Source organism: Streptomyces sp. NBC_00443 (assembly GCF_036014175.1).
GTDB lineage: Bacteria > Actinomycetota > Actinomycetes > Streptomycetales > Streptomycetaceae > Streptomyces.
Map to the genome: position 1 here is coordinate 4144796 of NZ_CP107917.1, position 22685 is coordinate 4167480.

Annotated in this window: 21 protein-coding genes; 9 read left to right on the forward strand and 12 right to left on the reverse strand. The window is 70.9% G+C overall.

The window, feature by feature from the left end; translation table 11 throughout:
* Positions 1-62 precede the first annotated feature (62 nt).
* Together OHO27_RS18445 and OHO27_RS18450 are read right to left on the reverse strand one after the other, a co-directional pair.
* Complete coding sequence (locus OHO27_RS18445) at positions 63-887, reverse strand: TIGR03943 family putative permease subunit (RefSeq protein WP_328425272.1); 825 nt, start codon at positions 885-887, stop codon at positions 63-65.
* A complete protein-coding gene (locus OHO27_RS18450) occupies positions 884-1930 on the reverse strand; it encodes a permease (protein ID WP_328425274.1) in 1047 nt (348 codons plus the stop codon). Before OHO27_RS18450 ends, OHO27_RS18445 begins: the two co-directional genes overlap by 4 nt.
* Before the next feature lie 182 nt (positions 1931-2112).
* Here OHO27_RS18450 and OHO27_RS18455 point away from each other — a divergent pair, with 182 nt between their 5' ends.
* Complete coding sequence (locus OHO27_RS18455; protein ID WP_328425276.1) at positions 2113-4047, forward strand: NAD-binding protein; 1935 nt, start codon at positions 2113-2115, stop codon at positions 4045-4047.
* A 191-nt stretch (positions 4048-4238) separates the two neighbouring features.
* On the opposite strand, the gene OHO27_RS18460 is transcribed toward OHO27_RS18455, so the two are convergent.
* Positions 4239-6089: a S9 family peptidase gene (locus OHO27_RS18460; protein ID WP_328425278.1), complete on the reverse strand. Its 1851-nt coding sequence runs from the start codon at positions 6087-6089 to the stop codon at positions 4239-4241.
* 70 nt (positions 6090-6159) lie between these two features.
* Between OHO27_RS18460 and OHO27_RS18465 the strand changes: the two genes are divergently transcribed.
* The 3 genes from OHO27_RS18465 to OHO27_RS18475 are packed head-to-tail and all read left to right on the forward strand — an operon-like array spanning position 6160 to position 8317.
* On the forward strand, positions 6160-6984 hold the full coding sequence (locus OHO27_RS18465; RefSeq protein ID WP_328425280.1) for a class I SAM-dependent methyltransferase: 825 nt from the start codon (positions 6160-6162) through the stop codon (positions 6982-6984).
* A gap of 60 nt (positions 6985-7044) precedes the next feature.
* Positions 7045-7419: a nuclear transport factor 2 family protein gene (locus OHO27_RS18470; protein WP_328425282.1), complete on the forward strand. Its 375-nt coding sequence runs from the start codon at positions 7045-7047 to the stop codon at positions 7417-7419.
* A 55-nt stretch (positions 7420-7474) separates the two neighbouring features.
* Positions 7475-8317, forward strand: a complete 843-nt coding sequence (locus OHO27_RS18475) for an SURF1 family protein (protein ID WP_328425284.1) — start codon at positions 7475-7477, stop codon at positions 8315-8317.
* Positions 8318-8374: 57 nt separating this feature from the next.
* Here OHO27_RS18475 and OHO27_RS18480 read toward each other — a convergent pair whose 3' ends face one another.
* The 4 genes from OHO27_RS18480 to OHO27_RS18495 form a co-directional block, all read right to left on the reverse strand.
* Positions 8375-9511, reverse strand: a complete 1137-nt coding sequence (locus OHO27_RS18480) for a hypothetical protein (RefSeq protein ID WP_328425286.1) — start codon at positions 9509-9511, stop codon at positions 8375-8377.
* The gene (locus OHO27_RS18485; protein WP_328425288.1) at positions 9508-10188 is read right to left on the reverse strand and encodes a SigE family RNA polymerase sigma factor; all 681 of its coding nucleotides are present in this window, start codon (positions 10186-10188) and stop codon (positions 9508-9510) included. The genes OHO27_RS18480 and OHO27_RS18485 overlap by 4 nt, the downstream gene beginning before the upstream one ends.
* A 444-nt stretch (positions 10189-10632) precedes the next feature.
* A complete protein-coding gene (locus tag OHO27_RS18490; RefSeq protein WP_328425290.1) occupies positions 10633-11691 on the reverse strand; it encodes an aspartate-semialdehyde dehydrogenase in 1059 nt (352 codons plus the stop codon).
* Positions 11688-12965: an aspartate kinase gene (locus OHO27_RS18495; RefSeq protein ID WP_328425292.1), complete on the reverse strand. Its 1278-nt coding sequence runs from the start codon at positions 12963-12965 to the stop codon at positions 11688-11690. The genes OHO27_RS18490 and OHO27_RS18495 overlap by 4 nt, the downstream gene beginning before the upstream one ends.
* A gap of 278 nt (positions 12966-13243) precedes the next feature.
* Here OHO27_RS18495 and OHO27_RS18500 point away from each other — a divergent pair, with 278 nt between their 5' ends.
* The 4 genes from OHO27_RS18500 to OHO27_RS18515 all read left to right on the forward strand — a co-directional run bounded on the left by OHO27_RS18500 (position 13244) and on the right by OHO27_RS18515 (position 17379).
* Entirely contained in the window at positions 13244-14035 is a 792-nt protein-coding gene (locus OHO27_RS18500) for a tRNA-dependent cyclodipeptide synthase (RefSeq protein WP_328425294.1), read from the forward strand.
* Positions 14025-15218 (forward strand): cytochrome P450, encoded by a 1194-nt coding sequence (locus OHO27_RS18505; protein ID WP_328425296.1) that lies wholly within the window; start codon positions 14025-14027, stop codon positions 15216-15218. Before OHO27_RS18500 ends, OHO27_RS18505 begins: the two co-directional genes overlap by 11 nt.
* Positions 15219-15298: 80 nt before the next feature.
* Positions 15299-16006: a response regulator transcription factor gene (locus OHO27_RS18510; protein WP_328425298.1), complete on the forward strand. Its 708-nt coding sequence runs from the start codon at positions 15299-15301 to the stop codon at positions 16004-16006.
* Positions 16003-17379 carry a sensor histidine kinase gene (locus tag OHO27_RS18515; RefSeq protein ID WP_328425300.1) on the forward strand — a complete coding sequence of 459 codons (1377 nt, stop codon included), beginning with the start codon at positions 16003-16005 and terminating at the stop codon, positions 17377-17379. The genes OHO27_RS18510 and OHO27_RS18515 overlap by 4 nt, the downstream gene beginning before the upstream one ends.
* On the opposite strand, the gene OHO27_RS18520 is transcribed toward OHO27_RS18515, so the two are convergent.
* The 4 genes from OHO27_RS18520 to OHO27_RS18535 all read right to left on the reverse strand — a co-directional run bounded on the left by OHO27_RS18520 (position 17345) and on the right by OHO27_RS18535 (position 20031).
* Complete coding sequence (locus OHO27_RS18520) at positions 17345-17848, reverse strand: SgcJ/EcaC family oxidoreductase (RefSeq protein ID WP_328425302.1); 504 nt, start codon at positions 17846-17848, stop codon at positions 17345-17347. The two genes, OHO27_RS18515 and OHO27_RS18520, sit on opposite strands and share 35 nt — an antisense overlap.
* Before the next feature lie 488 nt (positions 17849-18336).
* On the reverse strand, positions 18337-18996 hold the full coding sequence (locus OHO27_RS18525) for a DUF5063 domain-containing protein (protein WP_328425304.1): 660 nt from the start codon (positions 18994-18996) through the stop codon (positions 18337-18339).
* Positions 18989-19588, reverse strand: a complete 600-nt coding sequence (gene recR, locus OHO27_RS18530) for a recombination mediator RecR (RefSeq protein WP_274241543.1) — start codon at positions 19586-19588, stop codon at positions 18989-18991. The genes OHO27_RS18525 and recR overlap by 8 nt, the downstream gene beginning before the upstream one ends.
* A gap of 98 nt (positions 19589-19686) precedes the next feature.
* On the reverse strand, positions 19687-20031 hold the full coding sequence (locus OHO27_RS18535; RefSeq protein ID WP_328425310.1) for a YbaB/EbfC family nucleoid-associated protein: 345 nt from the start codon (positions 20029-20031) through the stop codon (positions 19687-19689).
* Between the two features lie 285 nt (positions 20032-20316).
* Between OHO27_RS18535 and OHO27_RS18540 the strand changes: the two genes are divergently transcribed.
* Positions 20317-21069: an SLATT domain-containing protein gene (locus tag OHO27_RS18540; protein WP_328425312.1), complete on the forward strand. Its 753-nt coding sequence runs from the start codon at positions 20317-20319 to the stop codon at positions 21067-21069.
* A gap of 58 nt (positions 21070-21127) precedes the next feature.
* Here OHO27_RS18540 and OHO27_RS18545 read toward each other — a convergent pair whose 3' ends face one another.
* Entirely contained in the window at positions 21128-22681 is a 1554-nt protein-coding gene (locus OHO27_RS18545) for a PstS family phosphate ABC transporter substrate-binding protein (RefSeq protein WP_328425315.1), read from the reverse strand.
* Between the last annotated feature and the right edge of the window lie 4 nt (positions 22682-22685).

The window sequence follows — 22685 nt, forward strand, 5'->3', positions numbered from 1 at the left end:
TCTGACGACCCATCAGATTCAGCGTAGGGGGCGTCCTGGGGACCGGCAAGAGAGTGCACTCGTCAGCTGTTCCAGCTCTCGTCGTACGGGTCCTTCGGCGCCGCCACCGGCTTGGCCGCCGTGACCTCGATGAACGGGATCGGGCCGCCGTTGACCGGGTCCTCGGCGCGGCGCGGGACGTAGGTGCCGGTGACCCGGAGCCAGGTGTCCGGCTGGAGGACCGGCGGGACCTCGCCGGTGAGGGCGACCTTGACCGGCTGGGCGTCGGCGGCACAGCAGTTGAGGGCCATCCGCACGAGGTAGGGGGTGCCGTCGCGGTCCAGGGCAAGGAAGCCGGTGAGCTGGACCTGGCGGTGGCGCAGGGTGCGGCCGTGGTCGTAGACGGCGCGGCCCGCGTAGTCGACGAGGCTGAGGCTCAGGGGGCCGGCGGCGGGGAGGGCGGGGTAGGCCAGGGGCTCCTGGAGGGCCGTACCGGTGCGGGTCGCGCTGTAGGAGCCGAGGGCGGGCGGGGCCACCAGGATCAGGGCGAGGAGGGGGAGGACGAGGAGCCAGGAGATGCGGGGTTCGCGGTGACCGTGGCCCTCATGGCTGTCGGGGTTCTCGTGACTCTCGGGGTTCTTATGGCCCTCATGCTTCTCGGGGTTCCCATGGTCCTCATGGTTCTCGCTGCCGTCCCCGTGGTCGGCAGTGTGCTGTTTCTGCCGCCGTGCCCGCTTCCGCTCGTACCAGACCGTCGCCACCGCCGTCGCGACCAGCACCACGCCGGCCACCAGCACCAGCGGGCGCAGGCCCTGCTTGACGTACCGCAGATAAAGGTCGGTGGTGGCCGCGTGCAGCAGGGAGGCACCGAGCAGGAACAGGACCGCCGACTGGGCCTGACGGTTCACAGGATCACCGCCCCGACCAGCACCGACACGACCACGGCCAGCACAAAGGTGGCCGGCGCGAAGCGCAGGGCGAAGGCCCGCCCGAAAGTGCCCGCCTGCATAGCGAACAGTTTCAGGTCGATCATCGGGCCCACGACGAGAAAGGTGAGCCGGGCCGTGAGCGAGAACTGCGACAGCGACGCCGCCACGAACGCGTCCGCCTCCGAGCAGATCGACAGCACCACGGCGAGGACCGCCAGGGCCAGGACCGACAGCACCGGGTTGTCGGCCGCCGTGCTCAGCCACGTCTCCGGGACCACCGCCTTGAGGGTCGCTGCCGCCATCGCGCCGACCACCAGGAAGCCGCCGGCGTGCATCACGTCGTGGCGGACGGAGCCCCAGAAGGCCTCGCCCTTGCTCTGCCCGTCGTAGGCGTGGCGGGACGCCGGTCTCAACCAGTCCGTACGGCCGAGGCGCAACCACAGCCAGCCCATCGCGCAGGCCACCAGCAGGCTCGCGACCAGGCGGGCGAGGACCATCTCCGGATTGCCGGGGAACGCGACCGCCGTCGCCGTCAGCACGATCGGGTTGATCGCGGGCGCGGACAGCAGGAACGCCAGCGCCGCGGCCGGGGTGACGCCACGCCGGACCAGTGCCCCGGCCACCGGTACGGACGCGCACTCGCAGCCCGGCAGCACCGCGCCCGCCGCTCCGGCGACCGGGACGGCGAGGGCGGGGCGGCGGGGCAGGGCACGGGCGAAGAAGGACGGCGGCACGAACACCGCGATCGCCGCCGACAGCAGCACACCGAGCACCAGGAAGGGCAGCGCCTGGACCATGACCGCGACGAACACCGTCGTCCAGCTCTGCATGACGGGTGCGGAGAGCGCGCGGCGGATCGGGCTCTGGAGGAGCACCAGCCCGAGCATGAGCATGGTGAGCAGGAGCGAGGAGTTGAGGTGCCGGCCCTCGGCCGCGCCGGCCCGCTGCCTCGGTGCGCGGCGGTCATCGCTGTCGTCGGTCCCGCCGTCCGTCTGCTGCGGGGCCGCTTTGGTGATCGCCACGGGCGAGGTACCTCCGGTGGTGCGGTAGGGCGCTGGCTTCCCTCCCCTCCAGTACGGCCGGACGCGAGCGGGCGTTCAGACGCGGACGGGCCCCTTGTGGAACCACCCGTCACATTGAGGCAGTCTTTTCCCTCGTGGCGAGCGTTCCGAATCAGGGCTTAGGGAGTGACACGGCCGCGCACATGGTCGTGTGCGGCGACGACGGGCTCGCGCACCGGCTGGCCGCCGAGTTGCGTGGGGTGTACGGCGAGCAGGTGACGCTCCTCGTGCCACCCTCCGAGCGCACGGTACGACCACCGGTCGTGGGCCGCGCCCGGGCCGCTTCGGCGGCGTTGCTCGGAGCGGTCACCGCGGCCGTCAACCGTGCGGGCGGCGGAGCCGGCGACGGCAGCGAACCGGCCGGGAGCATCCGGGTGGTGGAGGCCCCCGAGGCCACGGAGGCCGCGCTCGCCGACGCGGGCGTGGAACGGGCCGACGCGCTCGCGCTCGTCTATGACGACGACGAGACCAACATCCGCGCCGCCCTCACCGCCCGCCGTCTCAACCCCCGCCTCCGGCTCGTCCTGCGGCTGTACAACCGCCGGTTGGGCCAGCACATCGAGGAACTCCTCGACCAGGCGGCCGCGTTGGCGACGGGCGCCGGGGACGCCGGTCTCGACGCCTCCACGACCGTCCTGTCCGACGCCGACACGGCCGCCCCCGCGCTGGCCGCCACGGCCGTCGCCGGCACCACCAAGGTCGTACAGACCGACGGTCTGCTCCTGCGGGCGGTGGAGCGCCCGCCCCTGCGCCCGGGGCAGGCGGCCCCGTCCGGGCTGGCCACGCTGGCCCTGCTGTCCACGACCAACAACGACCCGGCCGGGACGGACGGTTCGGGCGATTCGGAGAACGGCGACGAGCAGGGGCCTCTGCTGCTGCCGGATGCGGCGGCCGTGCAGGGGGCCAGGGGCCGCGGGACGGTCGTCCTCGAGCAGGTGTCGTACGCGGGTCCCTCCCTGCCCTCGGGGCGAGGCGTCGTGCCGTCGTTCGCCTCGCTGTTCTCGCGGCGGCTCAGGTGGTCGCTGGCCGTACTGGTGGGCTGTGTGGCCGCGCTGGCCGTGGCACTGACGGTGGTGACCGGGGAACACCCGCTGTACGCCACGTACATGACCCTCCTCGACCTCTTCGCCATCAACGAACCCGCCCTCCACCAGTCCCTGGCCCGGCAGATCCTCCAGTTGCTGTCCGGGCTGATGGGTCTGCTGCTGCTTCCGGTGCTGCTGGCGGCCGTGCTGGAGGCCCTCGGCACCTTCCGCTCCGCGACCGCCCTGCGCAAACCGCCGCGTGGGCTGGGCGGGCATGTGGTGCTGCTCGGTCTGGGCAAGATCGGCACCCGGGTGCTGACCCGGCTGCGGGAACTGCACATCCCCGTGGTGTGCGTGGAGGCCGACCCCGACGCTCGCGGGATGGCCACGGCACGGCGGCTGCGGGTGCCCGTGGTGCTCGGGGACGTCACTCAGGAAGGTGTCCTGGAGGCCGCGAAGATCCATCGGGCGCATGCGCTGCTGGCGGTGACCAGCGCGGACACCACCAATCTTGAGGCCGCGCTGTACGCCCGCTCCGTGCGGCCCGACCTCCGTGTGGTCCTGCGTCTGTACGACGACGACTTCGCCACCGCCGTGTACCGGACCCTGCGGGCCGCGCACCCCCATGCCTCTACGCGCAGCCGCAGTGTGACGCATCTGGCCGCGCCCGCGTTCGCCGGGGCGATGATGGGGCGGCAGATTCTGGGGGCGATTCCTGTCGAGCGGCGGGTGCTGTTGTTCGCTGCGGTGGATGTGGGTGGTCATCCACAGCTTGAGGACAAGACCGTCGGGGAGGCCTTCCGGGCCGGTGCGTGGCGGGTGCTGGCGCTGGACCGGACGCCGCGCGATGAGCGGCGCGAGGAGCGTCGGGAGGAGCCTGCGGTGGAGGAGGCCTACGAGGACGGCGGCGGGGTGGGTGGGGTGTCGGGGTGGGTGTGGGATCTGCCCGACGCGTATGTCCTGCAGAAGGACGACCGGGTGGTGCTGGCCGCCACTCGGCGGGGGTTGGCGGAGCTGTTGGGGAGGCGGTCGCGGGAGCGGGCGGGGGCTTAGGGGGTGTTTCGCCCGCGCCGCCCTTACCCTTCCCGTCCTTGAAGGGGCGCTGCCCCTTCGACCCCGGTCCCTGGGGGCTGCCGCCCCCAGACCCCCGCTGTCGGCCTGAACGGCCTCGTCCTCAAACTCCCCCAGAGGGGGACCCCCAGACGGGCTGAAAATACCGGGACCGGCATCGAGAAGTGCCGGCCTCAAGCAGCCGAGCCCCTCAAATGCCTCTCCGCGAAGTCCAGTTCCAGGCGTACCTGCTTGATTCGCTCGTCCACCACCAGGGAACCGTGGCCCGCGTCGTACCGGTACACCTCGTGTACGGCCTCGCGGGCCTCCAGGCGCTTGACGTAGTTGTCGATCTGTCGGATCGGGCAGCGGGGGTCGTTCACGCCGGCGGCGATGTAGACCGGGGTCTTCACCTGGTCGACGTAGGTCAGGGGGGACGAGGCCTCGAAGCGTTCCGGGACCTCCTCCGGGGTGCCGCCCAGGAGGGTGCGGTCCATGGCCTTCAGGGCTTCCATCTCGTCGTGGTACGCCGTGACGTAGTCGGCGACGGGGACGTTCGCGATGCCCAGCGTCCATGCGTCGGGCTGAGTGCCGAGGCCGAGGAGGGTGAGGTAGCCGCCCCAGGAGCCGCCGGTCAGGATGAGGCGGGCGGGGTCGGCCAGGCCGGAGGTCACCGCCCATTCGCGGACCGCCGCGATGTCCTCCAGCTCGATCAGACCCACCCGGTGCTTGAGCGCGTCCGTCCAGGCACGCCCGTAACCCGTGGAGCCGCGGTAGTTGACCCGCACCACCGCGTACCCGTGGTCCACCCAGACCGCCGGGCCCGCCGCGAACGCGTCGCTGTCGTGCCACGTCGGGCCACCGTGGATGTCGAAGACGGTGGGCAGGGGGCCCTCGGCGCCCGCGGGACGCTGGACCAGGGCGTGGATACGGCCGCCCGGCCCTTCCACCCACACGTCCTCCACCGGGACCGAACCCGGGGACTTCAGGCCGGGCGGATCCAGCACCACCCGTCCCGTCGTCGACCGCACCGCCGACGGCTCCGCGGCCGACGACCACAGATACTCCACGCTGCCGTCCGGGCGGGCCGTCGCGCCGGACACGGTGCCCGCCGGGGTCGGGATCCGCTCCAGCTCACGCCGTGCCAGGTCGTACCGGAACAGCTCGCTGCGGGCCTCGAAGCTGTGCGCGATCAGCAGACCGGTCCCGTCGGGATACCACTCGGCGCTGACGTCACCGGGCAGCTCCAGCGCGAGGTCCGTCTCCTCCCCCGTCGTCACGTCCCACACCAGCGGCTCCCAGCGGCCGCGCCTCTGGTGGCCGATGAGCAGGCGGGCGTCACCGTCCACCGGGGCGAAGCCCAGGACCTCCAGGCCCAGCTCCTGGGTGCCGCCCTTGGTGTCGTCGAGCTCGGCGACCGCCGAGCCGTCGGGGCGCAGGACACGCAGCGCGGAGTGCATCGCATCGCCGTGCTCGGTGTGCTCGACGGCGATCAGCCTGCCGTCGTGCGAGAGGTCGCCGACGCCCGCGGACTCGCGGTGGCGGTAGATCTCCACCGGGGGCTCACCGGTGCGGGCCAGATGGACGGTCGTGCCGTCCTCGTCCGTCGAGCGGCCCACGATCGCCGTGCGGCCGTCCCGGCCGAGAGCGAGGCCCGCCGGATAGGACGGGTCCAGGCCCGGCGCCGCGAGCTCGTCCTCACCGCCGGTGAACGGCTGGCGGCGCCAGACGCCGAACTCGTCGCCGTCCTTGTCGTCGAACCACCAGATCCACGCGCCGTCCGGGGTGAGCACGCCGTCCGTGGTGCCGTTCGGCCGGTCGGTCACCTGGCGCTGCTCGCCCGTCGCACGGTCCCAGGCGTACAGCTCGTACGTCCCTGTGGCGTTCGACACGAACAAGGATCGGTCCGGGGCGTCCTCCGCCCAGTCCGGCAGCGACACCCGAGGTGCCCGGAAGCGCTTCTCCCAGTCCGGCATTCCCTTGCCCGGCGTGTCCTTGTCCTGCATGTGGTGATCCCGCGAATCGGACCCGTGGCTCTCAGTCATGGCCCCATAGTGCCTGGCCCGGCCGACAATTCGCTGGCGAGGCCCCCAGCCTGTGGATAACTTCGCGTCCATGCACTCCACGATCCCCCCGGACTGGAACGAGGCCAACCGCGCCATGTGGGACGAACGCGTCCCGCTGCACGCCGCCGGCGCCTTCTACGACCTCACCGGCTTTCGCGCCGGCGCCGACGCGCTGCGCGAGTTCGAGCGGGCGGAGGTCGGGGACGTGACGGGCCGCTCGCTGCTGCATCTGCAGTGCCACATGGGCCTGGACACCCTGTCCTGGGCGCGGCACGGCGCCGCCCGAGTCGTGGGCCTGGACTTCTCCGAACCTGCGGTGGAGACGGCCCGCTCGCTCGCCGCCGACCTGGGTTTCGGGCCCGACCGGGCGGCCTTCGTCGCGGCCGACGTGTACGACGCGGCGCAGGCGGTGCCGGACCCCTCGTACGACATCGTCTACACCGGCGTGGGCGCCCTGTGCTGGCTGCCGGACATCCGCCGCTGGGCCGAGACGGCGGCCTCCCTCGTCGCGCCGGGCGGGTTCCTCTACCTCGCCGAGTTCCACCCCATCACCGAGGCCCTTGACGACGAGACGGGCTCGCGGGTCGTCCGCGACTACTTCGACCGCGACGCCCAGGTGTACGACATCCCCGGCACCTACGGCTCGGACAGCACCGACACCGTCAACAACCGCAGTGTCGAGTGGCAGCACCCCGTCGGCGAGGTCGTGACCGCACTCGCGGCGGCCGGGCTGCGCATCGAGTTCCTGCGCGAGCACGACGTCTCGCTGTTCCGCCGGTTCGAGTCCTTCGAGGAGCGCGACGGCTATTTCCGTTTCCCCACCGGGCGGCCGCGGGTTCCGCTGATGTACTCACTGCGGGCCCGCAAGGACTGAAAGGACGGGCGTTTACGCAGGTCAGGCCCATTGTCAGTGGCGGGGTGCAGACTCCTTTCCATGACCGATCTGCGCAGGACAGTCGAGCGGTTCTGGGCCACCGCCGCGGCCCGGGAGTGGGACGCGTTCGCCGAGACGCTCGCCGAGGACGTCGTGTACACGCTGCCGCAGACGCGCGAGCGCATCAGCGGGCGGGAGCGGTATGTGCGGTTCAACCGGGAGTATCCGGGGGACTGGCGGCTGCGCGTCGAGCGCGTTGTCGCCGAGCCGGGGCAGGTCGTGACCTGGATCCACTGCACTGTGGGGCTGGAGGAGATGTACGGCGTCTCGTTCTTCACGGAGGACGGGAGCGGCCGTATATCCACGGTCACGGACTTCTGGCCGGAGCCGTACGAGCCGCCGGCGGGCCGCGAACACCTCGTCGAGCGGTACTGACCCCGCGGCTACCCCGCGGCCCGGCCCTGAGCCGGAGCCCCGTACCTTTGAGGGCGTGTACCGGTTTCTGCTGACGCCCCGTTGGTGGGGGATCAACGTCTTCGTGCTGCTCGCCATCCCCTTCTGCGTGTTCATGGGGTCATGGCAGCTGGGCCGGTTCGAGGCGCGGGTGGAGGGCCACCGCAGCGCCGGTGAGCAGGCCGCGGAGAACAAGCAGGAGGCGGCCCGTCCGCTCGCCGAGCTGCTGCCTGTGGACAAGGTGACCGTGGGCAAGCAGGTCACCGCGAGCGGCCGGTACGGCAAGCAGCTGCTCGTGCCCGGCCGCGAGCTGGACGGCAAGCAGGGCTACTACGTCCTGACGCTCCTGCACACCGACGACGGCAAGACCCTGCCGGTGGTACGGGGCTGGCGGCCGGGAGACGCCGACCGCGCCGCGATCCCTGCCGCACCGTCCGGCGAGGTCACGGTCACCGGGGCGCTCCAGGCATCCGAAGTGCCCGGCGAGAACGGCGTGCCCGCGCAGGGTGGCCTGCCGTCCGGCCAGACGGGGGCGATCAGCGCGGCATCGCTGGTGAACCTGGTGCCGGACGACGTCTACGACGCCTGGGTCACCCTCAACAAGGCCGACTCCGGTATGAAGCCGGTCCCGGTGGCCGCCCCCAACGACACCGGGCTCGACCTGAAGGCGTTCCAGAACCTCGGCTACACCGGCGAGTGGTTCGTCTTCGCGGGCTTCGTGGTCTTCATGTGGTTCCGCCTGCTGCGCCGCGAGGCGGAGTTCGCACGGGACGCGGAACTGGGCCTGCTCCGCGATGGGGAGACCGACGCGGACGAAGGGAACCGGGCCGGTGCCGGGAGCACCGGCGAGGGCCCGACCCAGGAGAAGGCGAACGCCTAGGCGCACGCCGGGCGACAACGCCCGGCAGGCCGCGACAGCGCCGCTGCCGCCCGTTCCCTACGCGCCCGGCAGCAGGCCCGTCCAGTACACCGTGCCCGCACAGGCGTTGGACACCGTCACCGTGACACTCGGGGCTCCGGCCTCCGGGGCGTTGGTGACCGCGACGCTGCCGTCGGCCGTGGTGTCCTCCGTCAGCAGCTGGGTCGTGGTGCCGGTGTCGCCGCCCGTGGACGTGCCCTCGCTCGTGCCGGGGGTGCCCTCGGTGGGGGTCGGGTCCGGTGAGGGGTCGGGGCCGCCCGTGCCGCCGCCGTTGTTGTCGCCCGTCGTGGGACAGGTCGCCGAGGGGAGCCAGGCGAACTTGACCTCGTAGGAGGCGCCCGGCTTCAGGACGAGGGAGGCGTACTCCGTCGACGGGTCGGGCAGGCCGACCGCGGCGTCACCGGCGACATGCCGGGCCGAGGTGACCTTCGTCGGGTCAGCGGCTCCCTGCGGAACCACACCGACCGTGCCGGGCCCGCTCACCGTGCACTCGGTGGTGGAGACGTTGCTGAAGCGGAAGGTGCCGTACACCGTGCCCGACGAGTCGGGCAGATCGGCGGACGAACCGGACAGGCCGAGCTGGTCCGAGGTGCACACGGCTATGCCGGCGGTGCTGGTCGCCAAGGGGTCGTCGGGCTTTCCGGACCCCGTGCCGGGACCGGTGCCGGTGCCCTTGTCGTCTTCCTTCTCGCCGTCCTTGCCCGTGCCCTCGGTGCGGCCCGAGGTGCCGCCGGAGGTGCCCGCGCCGCCGTCTGTCTGCTTGCCCTCGCCGGCTCCGCCCTGCGCCTGCTCGCCATGGCCGGCGACGGACGGATTGACGTCGGAGCCGGTGGAGTTGGAGACGTGCACCAGGGCCGGGACGGCAGTGCCGATGAAGAGCACCGCAGCCGCCGCGCCGACGAGCGCCTGCCGCTTGCGCGCCCGCCGTGCGGGGACCGCACGCCGCAGATGGTCCAGCGTGCCGTCGCGCGGCTCGATCTCGTCGACCGCGGTGTGCAGCATGCGGCGCAGTGCCAGCTCGTCCGAGTCGAGCCCGTCGAGGCTCTGGTCGTCGGGGCCGTGGTTCACAGTTCCGTTCCCAGCGTGCGATTGCTTCGGCTGTTGCTTGTCCGGCCACCCTGCCGGGTCACGCCGGCCGTCATGGTCCTCGCTCATGCCGGCGCCTCCATCGCGACCCGCAGCGCCGCGATGCCGCGCGAGCCGTACGCCTTCACCGAGCCCAGCGAGATGCCGAGCGTCTCGGCGACCTGGGCCTCGGTCATGTCCGCGAAGTACCGCAGGACCAGCACCTCGCGCTGCCGGCGCTGCAGGCCCTTCATCGCCTTGATGAGGGAGTCGCGTTCGAGCTGGTCGTACGCCCCCTCCTCCGCGCTCGCCATGTCGGGCATCGGCTTGGACAGCAGCTTCAGGCCGAGTATGCGGCGGCGCAGGGCGGAGCGGGAGAGGTTCACGACGGTCTGGCGCAGATACGCCAGCGTCTTCTCCGGGTCACGCACCCGCTTGCGCGCGGAGTGGACGCGGATGAACGCCTCCTGGACGACGTCCTCGCAGGAGGCGGTGTCGTCGAGGAGGAGCGCCGCGAGACCCAGCAGCGAGCGGTAGTGCGCCCGGTAGGTCTCGGTGAGGTGGTCGACGGTCGTGCCGGCGGCCGCGCTGTTCTCGGCGAGCTCGGCGCCGTCGCGCTGACCTGGGATGCGGGCGGGCCGCGCTGCGGGCATGGGCGCGATCACCGGCATGCCGCCGGGCGTGCCCATGCGGGGTCGGACGGGACGGCGGGGCGGCCGTAGGGCCGTACCGCGGGTCGCCGCGCTGAAGTCGAGAACCTCTGCCACGCCAGTTGGACACGCTTCCCCCCGTGAGGGTTGTACGTGCCGGACGTCACTTTTGCGTCAGTCCCCGCAAGGGGCCCTGTGCCCACGGCAGCCGAACCTCCGGACCCCGCAGCCGACCGTCTCGTGCCAGGCAGCACAACTGACCGTGCGTCAAACGCCCACATGCCTACCCGCTCTTCCCTTATGTCTATATATGAGCGGGCGTCCCCACGCCTGCTCATTCGGCGTCCCCACGCCAGAAAAAACGCGTCTCCACGCCCCATAAGGGCGACCGCAAAGACGCTCCCCGCCCTGCAAGCGGTTGCAAGAGCGGGGAGAAAAATCTTCAGCTGCCGCCGGGGTCCGGTTCAAGTGGTCCGGACCATCGATCAGCTCACACTTTTCACACAGATCCTACAAACGAATCGGCCCAGGCCCAGGGGATTTCCGGTGCCACCGGGGGCCTCACGAAAACTCCGCCGCCACGAGCTCCGCGATCTGTGCGGTGTTGAGGGCCGCGCCCTTGCGCAGATTGTCCCCGCAGACGAAGAGTTCGAGCGCCGTCGGATCGTCGAGCGCGCGCCGCACCCGGCCGACCCAGGTCGGATCCGTGCCGACCACGTCGGCGGGCGTCGGGAACTCGCCGGCCTCCGGGTCGTCGTACAGCACGACCCCCGGTGCCGTCGCCAGGATCTCGCGCGCCTTGGCGACCGTGACCTCACCCTCGAAGCGGGCATGCAGGGTCAGCGAGTGCCCGGTCAGCACGGGCACCCGCACACAGGTCACCGCGACCGGCAGCTGCGGCAGCCCGAGGATCTTGCGGGACTCGTCCCGCACCTTCATCTCCTCCGACGACCAGCCGTCCTCGCGCAGCGACCCGGCCCACGGCACGACGTTCAGCGCGACCGGCTCCGGGAACGGCCCGGTGTGGTCGCCGACGGCCCGCCGCACATCACCGGGGTGGGTGCCCAGTTCCGTACCGGCGACCAGGGACAGCTGCTGCCTGAGCGTCTCCACACCGGCGCGCCCGGCTCCGCTCACCGCCTGGTAGGAGGACACCACCAGCGAGCGCAGCCCGAACTCCGCGTGCAGCGCGCCCAGCGCCACGATCATGGAGAGAGTCGTGCAGTTGGGGTTGGCGACGATCCCGCGGGGCCGCATCCGGACCGCGTGCGGATTGACCTCGGGGACGACGAGGGGCACCTCCCGGTCCATGCGGAAGGCGCCCGAGTTGTCCACCACCACCACGCCCTTGGCGGCGGCGACCGGCGCCCATCGGGCGGCCACCTCGTCCGGTACGTCGAACATCGCGACGTCGACCCCGGCGAAGGCCTCCTCGGTGAGCGCCACCACCTCGACCTCCTCGCCGCGCACGGCCAGCTTGCGGCCGGCCGAGCGCGGCGAGGCGATCAGACGGATCTCACCCCAGATGTCCGCACGCTGGGACAGGATCTGGAGCATGACCGAGCCCACGGCCCCGGTCGCTCCCACGACCGCGAGCGTCGGTCCAGTCCCGGCTGTCACCGCCCGGTGCCGCCATAGACCACGGCCTCGTCGCTGTCGGAGTCGAGCCCGAAGGCGGAGTGCACGGCGCGCACGGCCTCGTTGACGTCGTCGGCGCGGGTGACCACCGAGATACGGATCTCGGAGGTGGAGATCAGCTCGATGTTCACGCCGGCGTCGGACAGCGCCTTGAAGAAGTCGGCCGTGACACCGGGGTTGGTCTTCATGCCGGCGCCGACGAGGGAGATCTTGCCGATCTGGTCGTCGTAGCGCAGCGAGTCGAAGCCGATGCCGTGCTTGTTCTTCTCCAGGGCGTCGATGGCCTTGCGGCCCTCGGCCTTGGGGAGCGTGAAGGAGATGTCCGTCAGGCCCGTGGAGGCGGCGGACACGTTCTGCACGATCATGTCGATGTTGATCTCGGCGTCGGAGATCGTCCGGAAGATCGCGGCGGCCTCGCCCGGCTTGTCCGGCACACCGACGACCGTGACCTTGGCCTCGGAGGTGTCGTGCGCGACACCGGAGATGATGGCCTGCTCCACCTGCTTTACCCCTTGCTCGATCGGCTCGCTGCTGACCCACGTGCCCTGAAGTCCGCTGAAGCTGGACCGGACGTGGATCGGGATGTTGTACCGGCGGGCGTACTCCACACAGCGGTGGAGCAGCACCTTCGAGCCGGACGCAGCCAGCTCCAGCATGTCCTCGAAGGAGATCCAGTCGATCTTCTTCGCCTTCTTGACCACGCGCGGGTCGGCGGTGAACACGCCGTCGACGTCGGTGTAGATCTCACACACCTCGGCGTCGAGCGCTGCGGCCAGCGCGACCGCGGTGGTGTCGGACCCGCCGCGGCCCAGCGTGGTGATGTCCTTCTTGTCCTGGCTCACGCCCTGGAAACCGGCGACGATGGCGATGTTGCCCTCGTCCACCGAGGTGCGGATCCGGCCCGGCGTCACATCGATGATCCGGGCTTTGTTGTGGACCGAGTCGGTGATGACACCTGCCTGGCTGCCGGTGAACGACTGGGCCGAGTGGCCCAGGCTTTTGATCGCCATGGCCAGCAGGGCCATGGAGATCCGCTCTCCCGCGGTCAGCAGCATGTCGAGCTCGCGCCCGGCAGGGATCGGGGATACCTGCTCGGCGAGATCGATCAGCTCGTCCGTCGTGTCGCCCATCGCGGAAACCACGGCGACCACCTGGTGGCCGTTCTTCTTGGCTTCCACGATCCGCTTGGCGACGCGCTTGATGCCCTCGGCATCGGCTACGGAGGAGCCTCCGTACTTCTGCACGACAAGGCCCACGTGCGCTCCTCGCTCAGTCCGTGTGTGTCGGCTCAGTTTACCGAGCGTCCGAAAACGACCTTGGGGTTCCCAGATGGTGAGATTCGGACGCTCCGGGATGGTGTCTGCCCGGCCGCGGGCAGGGCACTCCGGAAAGTGGGGCAGGTCACTACCGGCGGGGTGCCGGCGTCAAGAGGGCATTGACGCTCTCCGTAGCCAAACGCTAACTTCGCGTCGTCGTCGCCACACCAGGAGCACACGGCTCCATCGGGACTTGCGACGCGAAGGACCCTCCTCCTTTGACGACTGCGACCGCTTCAGAGATCCAGCACGTCACTCCAGCCGCATCGGCCCCCGCCACGGACCACCCGGACACGGATTCGCCGACCGGCCTTTTCAAGATCGAGCCCTTCACACCCCACTGCGAAGTCATCCGCGTCGCCGGCGACCACGCCGTCATCGGCGTCTCCACCGGCAACAGCTATTTCTCCGCCGCCCGCGTCCACGACCTGGCCCGCTGGGGCCTCGCGCTCTTCGAGCGGGTGGACTTCGTCTACACCGACCTGTACGTGGCCGAGATGTACGCCGCGTCCGGCTATCCGCCCGAGGACGCGCGCCGCAAGGCGGTGAAGAACCTGCGCGGGGTGCGGGCCAAGGTCCTGGGCGCCGTCCAGGCCGTCGACCCCGGCGGCACCCGCCTGTATGCCCACGCCATGTCCGACTTCCGCGGCAACGCGGCGTACCGCGAGATCCACGACCGGCTCCAGGCCCGCCTCGCCACCGACGACGAGTTCCGCACGACCTGCGAGAAGCTCGTCGACACCTTCCTGACCGGCAAGGCGGGACGCGCGAGCGACGCACAGCGCGAGGTCTGCCTGGCCTACGTCTGCGCCGAGGCCCCCCTCTTCCTGGACACCCCGGCCATCCTCGGCGTCCCCTCCTCCCTCAACTGCTACCACCAGCTCCTGCCGATGGCCGAGCTGCTCTACTCTCGCGGCGCCGGCCTGCGCGCCTCCCGTAACCAGGGGCACGCCATCGTGACGCCCGCCGAGGGGACCGACCCGGAGGAGACCGGCACCGATGTCCACTGAAACGCTCACCGCGATCGACTTCCCGTTCTCCTGGCGGGGCGACCAGCTCCCCGCCGAAGTAGAGGAGTTGCGCACCGGCACGCCCGTACGGCGGGTCCGCACCATCGCCGGCGACGAGGCCTGGCTCGTGTCGTCGTACGAACTCTGCCGGCAGGTCCTCGAAGACCCGCGGTTCAGCCTGAAGGACACCTCCGCCCCCGGGGTGCCCCGCCAGTACGCGCTGACGATCCCGCCCGAGGTCGTCAACAACATGGGGAACATCACCGGGGCCGGGCTGCGCAAGGCCGTACTGAAGGCCCTCAACCCGAAGAGCCCCGGCCTCGCCGAGTGGCTGCGGTCCTACGCCGCCGAGCTGGTCGACGGGCTGGTTCGCGAGGGTGCCCCGGCGGACCTGCGCGGCGGCTTCGCCGACCCGTACTCGGCGGGCATGCACTGCCGCATCCTCGGCATCCCGCAGCAGGACGCGCCGCGGCTGATGCGCAGCCTGGACATCGCGTTCATGAACTCGGCGTGTCCGGTCGCGGGGGCCCGGCTGAACTGGGACCGGGACATCGCGTACATGACCGAGCGGCTCGACGACCCGGCGACGACGGGTCTGATGGCCGAGCTCGCCGCCCTGCGCGCGGACCCCGAGTACGGCCACCTCACCGACGAGATGCTCGCGACGGTCGGGGTGACGATGTTCGGCGCGGGCGTCATCTCCACCGCGGGCTTCCTGACCATGGCGCTGGTGTCGCTGATCCAGCACCCGGAGCTCCAGGCCGAGCTGATCGCGCACCCCGACAGGATCCCCGCGGCCGTGGACGAGCTCCTGCGCATCAACCTGTCCATCGGCGACGGCCTGCCGAGGCTCGCGACCGAGGACGTACAGCTGGGCGATGTGCAGGTGAAGGCGGGCGAACTGGTCCTCGTCCTCGTCGAGGGCGCGAACTTCGACCCGGCCGCCTTCCCCGACCCGTACGCCGTCGACCTCACCCGCGAGAACAGCACCGCGCACCTCTCGTTCGGCGGCGGCCGCCACTACTGCCCCGCCACCGCCCTCGGCCGCAGGCACGCCGAGATCGCCCTGGAGACCCTGCTGGAGCGGATGCCGGACGTGCGCCTCGCGGTGCCGATCGAGCAGCTGGTGTGGCGGACCGGCTTCATGAAGCGGATTCCGGAGCGGCTGCCGATCATGTGGTAACAGCGGGTTTGCCCGCATGTCGCCTGTTCACGGGCTCGGCGGCCGGGCGTCTTTAAAGTTCAACCACTATGGTTCGCCCTGTGCGCGTACTTCTGGTGGAAGACGACGAACCGGTCGCCGAGTCGCTCCGGCGAGGACTCCTGCGGTACGGCTTCGAGGTGGCCTGGGTCACCACGGGCAGCGCGGCGCTGGGTCACGACGCCCCCTATGACGTCGTACTCCTCGATCTCGGCCTGCCCGACACCGACGGGCTCGACGTCTGCAAGGCCCTGCGCGGGCGCGGCGACGTCCCGATCATCGTGATCAGCGCGCGCAGCGACGAGACGGACCGGGTGGTCGGGCTGGAACTCGGCGCGGACGACTACGTGTCCAAGCCGTTCGGGGTCCGCGAGGTCATCGCGCGGATAAGGGCGGTGATGCGCCGCGCGCAGCCCCGGACCGCCGCCGAGTCCGGCCCGGACCACTACGGACCCCGCCTGACCGTCGACCGCAAGGCCGCCCGCGTCCGCCTGGACGGCACGGAGGTGGCCCTCGCGCCCAAGGAGTACGACCTGCTGGCCTTCCTCACCGAGGAGCCCGGGGCGCTGATGTCGCGCGAGCAGATCATGGAGGCGGTCTGGGACGCGAACTGGTTCGGCCCGACGAAGACGCTGGACGTGCATGTGGCGGCGCTGCGGCGGAAGCTGACGGGCGCGATCACGATCGAGGCAGTGCGGGGGGTCGGATTCCGGCTGGAGATCGTCAAGGCTGACGGGGGCGGGAGCGGCGGGGGCGACGGCACGTCATGATCCGTCAGCTCGTCCGCAGTTACGTCCTGCTCGTCGCGGTCGCCATCGCCCTGTTCACCGTGCCGGTGGCGTTCACGCTCACCGACCAACTCCGCGACGACACCAAGGCGTCCGTCCTGCGCGAGGCGGGCGCCATGGCCCTGCTGCTGGGCAACGACGAGAGCGCGGCATGCGAGGCCCTGGAGGAGGTGGCCAACGCCTACGAGGACGAGATCCAGGTGACCGCCACCGCGGCATGCGCTGCCGACCTGCCGCGGCCCACCGCGGACGAGGCGCTGACCAGGGCTCTGCGGTCCGGCGAGCCCTCGGTCGACTGGGGCTCCGACTTCATCTGGGGTGACCACCTGGTCGTCACCGTCCCCGCGCACGAGGGGGCCACGGCCGGCGGCAGCGACAAGGGCCCGGTCGTCGGCGCCGTACGCATCAAGTACTCGACCGGTGAGATGACCAGCCGCCTGTGGCAGATCTGGGGCTTTCGCGCGGTCCTCGCCGTGATCGTCCTGGGTGTGGCCGCAGCGATCGGCGTCGTGGTGGCCCGCCGGCTCACCCGTCCCCTGCGCCAACTCAACGACATGGCGAGCAAGTTCAGCGACGGCGATCTCACGGCCCGCTCCCCCGTCACCGGCCCGCAGGAGACCCAGACGCTGGCCCGCACCCTCAATCAGGGCGCGGAACGCCTCGACACCCTGATCGGGTCGCAGCGCATCTTCGTCGCGGACGCCTCCCATCAACTCAGGACCCCTCTCACGGCGTTGCGGCTGTCGCTGGACAACATCGCGGACGGTGTGGACGACGAGTTCGTCAAGGAGGACGTGGAGCAGGCGACCGCGGAGGTCGTCCGGATGAGCCGCCTGGTGAACGGCCTGCTGGTGCTGGCACGGGCGGAGGCGAAGGTCACCGCGGCGGAGCCGCTGGCCCTGTGGGACATCGTGCGGGAGAGGCTGGCGGTGTGGAGGCCGGCCGCCGACGAGCGCGGAGTCACCATCGCGCTCAGGGGGAGTGCCGACGGCCGGCTGCTTGCGCTGACCAGCCCCGGTCATATGGAACAGGTGCTGGACAACGTGCTCTCGAACGCCCTGGAGGTGTCACCCGACGGCGGCACGATCACGGTCCGGGTGGAGCCGCGGGGCGACGAGGTGGTGCTGTCGGTGGACGACGAGGGCCCGGGCATGTCGGACACCGACAAGTCCCGTGCCTTCGACCGCTTCTGGCGTGGCAAGGGCCTGACCGGGCGCGCGGGCTCGGGGCTCGGCCTCTCCGTCGTCAAGCAACTGGTGACCGACGACGGCGGGACGGTGGCCTTGGGCGACGCGCCCGGGGGCGGGCTGTCGGTGCGGATCAGCCTTCGGGCATCTTCGAGGAGTGGTGGTTGACGATGAGCCACTCACCGCCGCGCTTCTCGTACGCGTACGTGTAGCGGGCCTTGACGACGCTCTTCTCGCCGGTCTCGGGGTCGGTGAGCGTGAACTGGTAGGTGCCGGCGTCGATCACGGAGTTGTTGTCGAGGACGTTGACGTGCGTCTCGATCTTCTTGCCGACGGGCTTGTTGGCGAGGAAGTGCTCGAAGTAGTCGACTATGGCGGCGTGGTCGGCGCGGACCTTGTTGGACACGGTGGGCAGCAGGACCGCGTCGCTCGCGTACAGGTCGGCGACCTTCTCCGGGTCGCCGGTCTGCAGCGTCCTGTTCCACTGGTCGAACAGGCCGGCCACCTGCTTCTTGCCGGGCCGCCCGTCACCCCACCCGGGCCCGGCGACCGCGGCACCGGCGGCGACGGTGCCGACGGCGACAACCGCGGTGGCGGTGACCATGGCTACGCGCTTGCTTGTGGAACGACGAGTCATCGCATCTCCAGGGATCTGGTGGAAGTGACTCCAGATTCGCCCGGCGCTGGTTAGGGCCCGTCCAGCGGACGTACAGGCCCGGGACAACACGTCTCCAACTCACGCTGCGCGCCTGCCCGATCACACAGCGACAGCCTTCTTACGGCCGCGCCCGCGCACCAACTCGGCCCCGGCGCCGAGCGATACGACGCCCATGCCGACGGCGGTCATGACGCCCTGCGTGCCGTCGACGACGAAGGGGCGGCCGCGGCGACGACAGCGTTGAAGAGGAAGAGGAACCACAGGGCGGGGCGGGAGGAGAGCAGGGCCTTCATGACGGTTTCCTTCGGGGCGGGGCCGGTTCGACGGCCGTTGACCTGGTGAGATCAACGATCCCGGCTCCCGGGGTCAGCCACGAGGGAGCGCGCTCCCGAAGGCGGGGTGTAGCCCGCTACACCCCGTCCCTGAATCCGCTCACACCCCGAACAGCGTCACGCTGGGCGCAGCGCCTACTTCGCCGGGCGCAGCCCCAGCGGCTCCACGATCTCCTGCTCCATCACCTTGCCTGCCTCGAACTCCAGGGTCTCGTCGCCCATGCCCTGGTCGGTGTCCAGGCCGTCCAGCTCCGCCAGCGGCTGGTCCAGGCGGACGTGCGCCAGGACCGAGTGCAGGGCACGCAGGGTCGCCGACGCCGTAGAGCCCCAGTTGGAGAAGTAGGAGAACTGCCACCACCACAACGCCTCGGTGACGCGGCCGGCGCGGTAGTGGGCCATGCCGTGGCGCAGGTCGGTGATGACGTCGGTCAGGTCGTCGGAGATCCGGGCCGGGACCGGCGCCCTGCGGGGCTCGTAGGGGTCGAAGACCTCGGAGTAGACGTCGACCGGGTCCAGCAGGCGGGCGAGGTTCTCGCGGAGTTCGTCGACGTCGAGCTCCGGGCCCAGGTCGGGCTCGTAGCGCTCCTCGGGGACGATGTCCTCGTGGGCGCCCAGACGGCCGCCGGCCAGGAGGAGTTGGGAGACCTCCAGGAGGAGGAAGGGCACGGTCGAGCCAGGCTCGTCGCCCTTCGCGACCTCCGTGACGGCGACCAGGAAGCTCTCGATCTGGTCCGAGATCTGGACCGCGAAGTCGTCCGGGTTCTGCTCGTTCGCGTGCAGCGTGGCGTCAGACATCTAGGAGTCGTCTCCCCTCGAAGGCGCGGCCGAGGGTGACCTCGTCCGCGTATTCCAGGTCGCCACCCACCGGGAGGCCGCTGGCCAGGCGGGTGACCTTCAGGCCCATGGGCTTGATCATGCGGGCGAGGTACGTGGCCGTGGCCTCGCCTTCCAGGTTCGGGTCCGTGGCCAGGATCAGCTCCGTGACCGTCCCGTCGGCCAACCTCGCGAGAAGTTCTCGTATACGCAGGTCGTCCGGACCGACACCCTCGATCGGACTGATCGCGCCGCCGAGGACGTGGTAGCGGCCCCGGAACTCACGGGTGCGCTCGATCGCCACGACGTCCTTCGGCTCCTCGACCACGCAGATCACCGCCGGGTCGCGGCGCGTGTCCCGGCAGATGTTGCACAGCTCTTCCTGCGCGATGTTCCCGCACGTCGCGCAGAAGCGGACCTTCGCCTTGACCTCCATCAGGGCCTGCGCGAGGCGCCGTACGTCCGTCGGTTCCGCCTGCAGGATGTGGAAGGCGATCCGCTGGGCGCTCTTGGGACCGACGCCGGGCAGCCGTCCCAGCTCGTCGATGAGGTCCTGGACCACGCCTTCGTACAACGGACTGCCGTCCTTCCTGGGTCCTGCGGTTCCTTACGGTACGTACGGTAGTTGGCGTCGGCCCGTCTTAGAAGACAAGCCGGACAACGCCCGCGGCGTCAGAAGGGCAGGCCGGGGATGCCGCTGCCGCCGCCCAGGCCCTGGGCCAGCGGGCCCAGCTTCTGCTGCTGGAGCGCCTGCGCGTTCTCGTTGGCCGCCTGCACGGCCGCGATGACCAGGTCGGCGAGGGTCTCGGTGTCCTCCGGGTCCACCGCCTTCGGGTCGATCTTGAGCGCCCGGAGTTCGCCGGAACCCGTCACGGTGGCCTTCACCAGGCCGCCGCCCGCCTGGCCCTCGACCTCCGTCTGAGCCAGTTCCTCCTGCGCCCTCGCCAGGTCCTGCTGCATCTTCTGGGCCTGCTGGAGCAGCTGCTGCATGTTGGGCTGGCCACCACCGGGGATCACGATCAGCTCCTTGCCTCTGTACGGCTTTCCCGTTCAGCACGAGCCTACGTGGTCCGGGCAGCCGTCGCCCCGGCACTCTTTCGAGTGAGAAGAACTGGAGTCCTATACCTGATCAAGACCCCCTTCCGGGCGGAAAATAGGCGAAAGGCATCTCTTCGCCACCCATTGGGCGGTAGGAAGGGTCCGGCGCGTCAGCCTCAGGTGTTGCGTGACGTTCCGTGCGCCGCGGTGGTCGTACCCGGGTCGTACGTGCGGTCACACACCGTGATCAGTAGGGAGTGCCGGGTGGTTCAGCCGGAGATGCAGCCCGACAGGTCGCCACAGGACGGGCGGGGCGGCGAAGGGGCGGCCGGACTGCGGCCGGGCGATCTGACGGGTCGGGCCTTTCCGCTCGGGGACTGGGGAGAGCCGGCGGTGCGGTTGGACGAGCTGTACCGGTGGGTGGAGCGGGGGGCGCTGAACACGGCCGCGTGGTATCTCGCGGACCGGGTGTGGAAGCGGCGGGGGGCTCGCGCGTTGCGGGGGGGAGCGGCGTCCGGGGCGGTCGTGGGCGCCGCGTTGCCGTTGCTGGATGTGACGGGGGCGGTGAGCGGGACGGCTGCCTGGGGTTATCTGGCGCTGCTGCTGGCGGCGGCGTGCGTCGCGGCCGACCGGTTCTTCGGGCTGACGTCCGGGTGGATAAGGGACGTCGCCACGGCCCAAGCGGTGCAGCGGCGGCTTCAGGCGCTGCAGTTCGACTGGGCGACGGAGAGTGTGCGGGAGGTTCTGGGGCCGGCTGAGGGGACGGCGAGTGAGGCCGCCGAGCGGTGTCTGGGGGTGCTGCGGCGGTTCTGCGAGGACGTGACGGAGCTGGTCCGTGCGGAGACGGCGGACTGGATGGTGGAGTTCCGGACGGGATCGGCGCCGCTGGGCATTCAGTCCGCGTCGGCCGGGGGCATCCGCCACGACACGGGCACGGCCCTGGGCCGCTTCCCCGCCTCCCCGGCGAACGGCGCCCGCCCCAACATGCCGCGCCAACGCCCCCCGGAGATCCGGTGACGCACCCCCTGCCGAGCAGCACCGGGCCGCCACAGGCACGCCGCCCGACCACCGGAGGTCACTCGCAGAGGGTCATCGCCTGGCGGCACGGCAGATGCCCCTTGTCCCGGATCGCCTGCCGGCTCGTCTCCTCGTCGAGGTAGGCGAGGAAGCTGGCGGCGAGGGTCCCGTTGCGCGGGGCGCCGTAGGTGTAGGCGTATTCGACGTCGCGATACGGATAGGTGCTGCCGTTGGTCTCGATCTCGTCGATGTCGGCCTGTTCGCCGTCCAGCGGCACCCTGGCCACGCCGTCCCTCTCGGCGGCCTTGGCGAGGGCGAGCTCGCTGTAGCCGATGGCGCCGCGCGCTGCCGCGACCTTCTTCAGCACGTCGCCGGTGGAGGCGAGTTCACAGCGCACGACGACCGAGGCGTTGTCACGGCAGTCCAGCGAGGTACTGGGCGCGCTCTCCCACCGCCCGTCGAGCACCCGCTCCTGGAAGATCTGCCGGGTCCCGGAGTTGTCCCCCCGGCTGACGAGGACGATGGGCAGGTCGGCGAGGTCGCGGTACGTCGTCTCCCGCTCCGCCTCGGACATCAGCTGCCCCCAGCGTGTGTACGTCCCCGCATACAGCTCCCGCACCTGCCGCACCGACAACCCGGCCGCCGCGAACGCGTTCCCTTCGCTTGCGACCAGCGTGTAGGCCGACAGCGCGATCTTCTTCCCCCGCAGCCCCAGCCGCTCGCCCGACGGCCCGTCCGAGAAGGCGATCACGGACCGCGCGCTGTCCTTCGACCGGCCTGCCAGCGCGTCGAGTTCGACGACACCGAGCTCGCTGCCGCGCGCCTCGACCGTGATGTCGGCTCCCTGGCACTTGCCCTCGTAGTCCTTCGCGAGCGTCTCGATCACCGGTGCGAACGCGGTGGACCCGGTCACCGTCAGCCCGCCCCGCTCGCACTCGATCGGATTGCCGTCCCGGAAGACGACGATGCCGGCGAGCACCAGCACGGATGCCGTGAGCAGGGCGGTGAACACCCGTGCCGGAAGGCTGAAGACGTTCTCCTTCTCGTCCGGGGTGGCGCTGCGGTTGGGGTGCACCTCGCCTTCCCGGATCCCGCCGTACAGCCGTATCTCGCGCCCGACATCACCGCCGGAGAGCAGCACCAGCAGCTTGAAGTAGTCGCCGCGGTTGAGCGGCACCCGCGGGATGCGCAGCCGGTTCCCCTCGTACCCGAAGCCGCGGTCGGCGCTGAAGTGGTCCATGATGTGGTCGATGTCGGTCGGCTGCGTGACGGAGACCCCGCGAATGGTGCGGTCGGTGAACACCGCCGTCAGCCCGTGCCGTTCGGGGCTCGTGTAGTCGTCGCGGTCGATGGTCTGTGAGCCGTCGTTCTCGATGCGCAGCAGGACCAGCGTGGCGTCGACCATGCCCGGCGCCTCGTCGAACAGGCCCAGACGCCGGTTCTCCCGGCCCGAGCGCACGTCGTCGCCGATCGCGTTGTCCATCTGGACGCGGTACCCGATCCGTTTGCGGCCCGGCACCCGGCGCTCGTACCAGACCATGACACCGGACGCGACGACGCCGATGACCGCCGTCCCGACGGCCACGACGTTCTCAGCGCTCAGCCACTCCATGTGG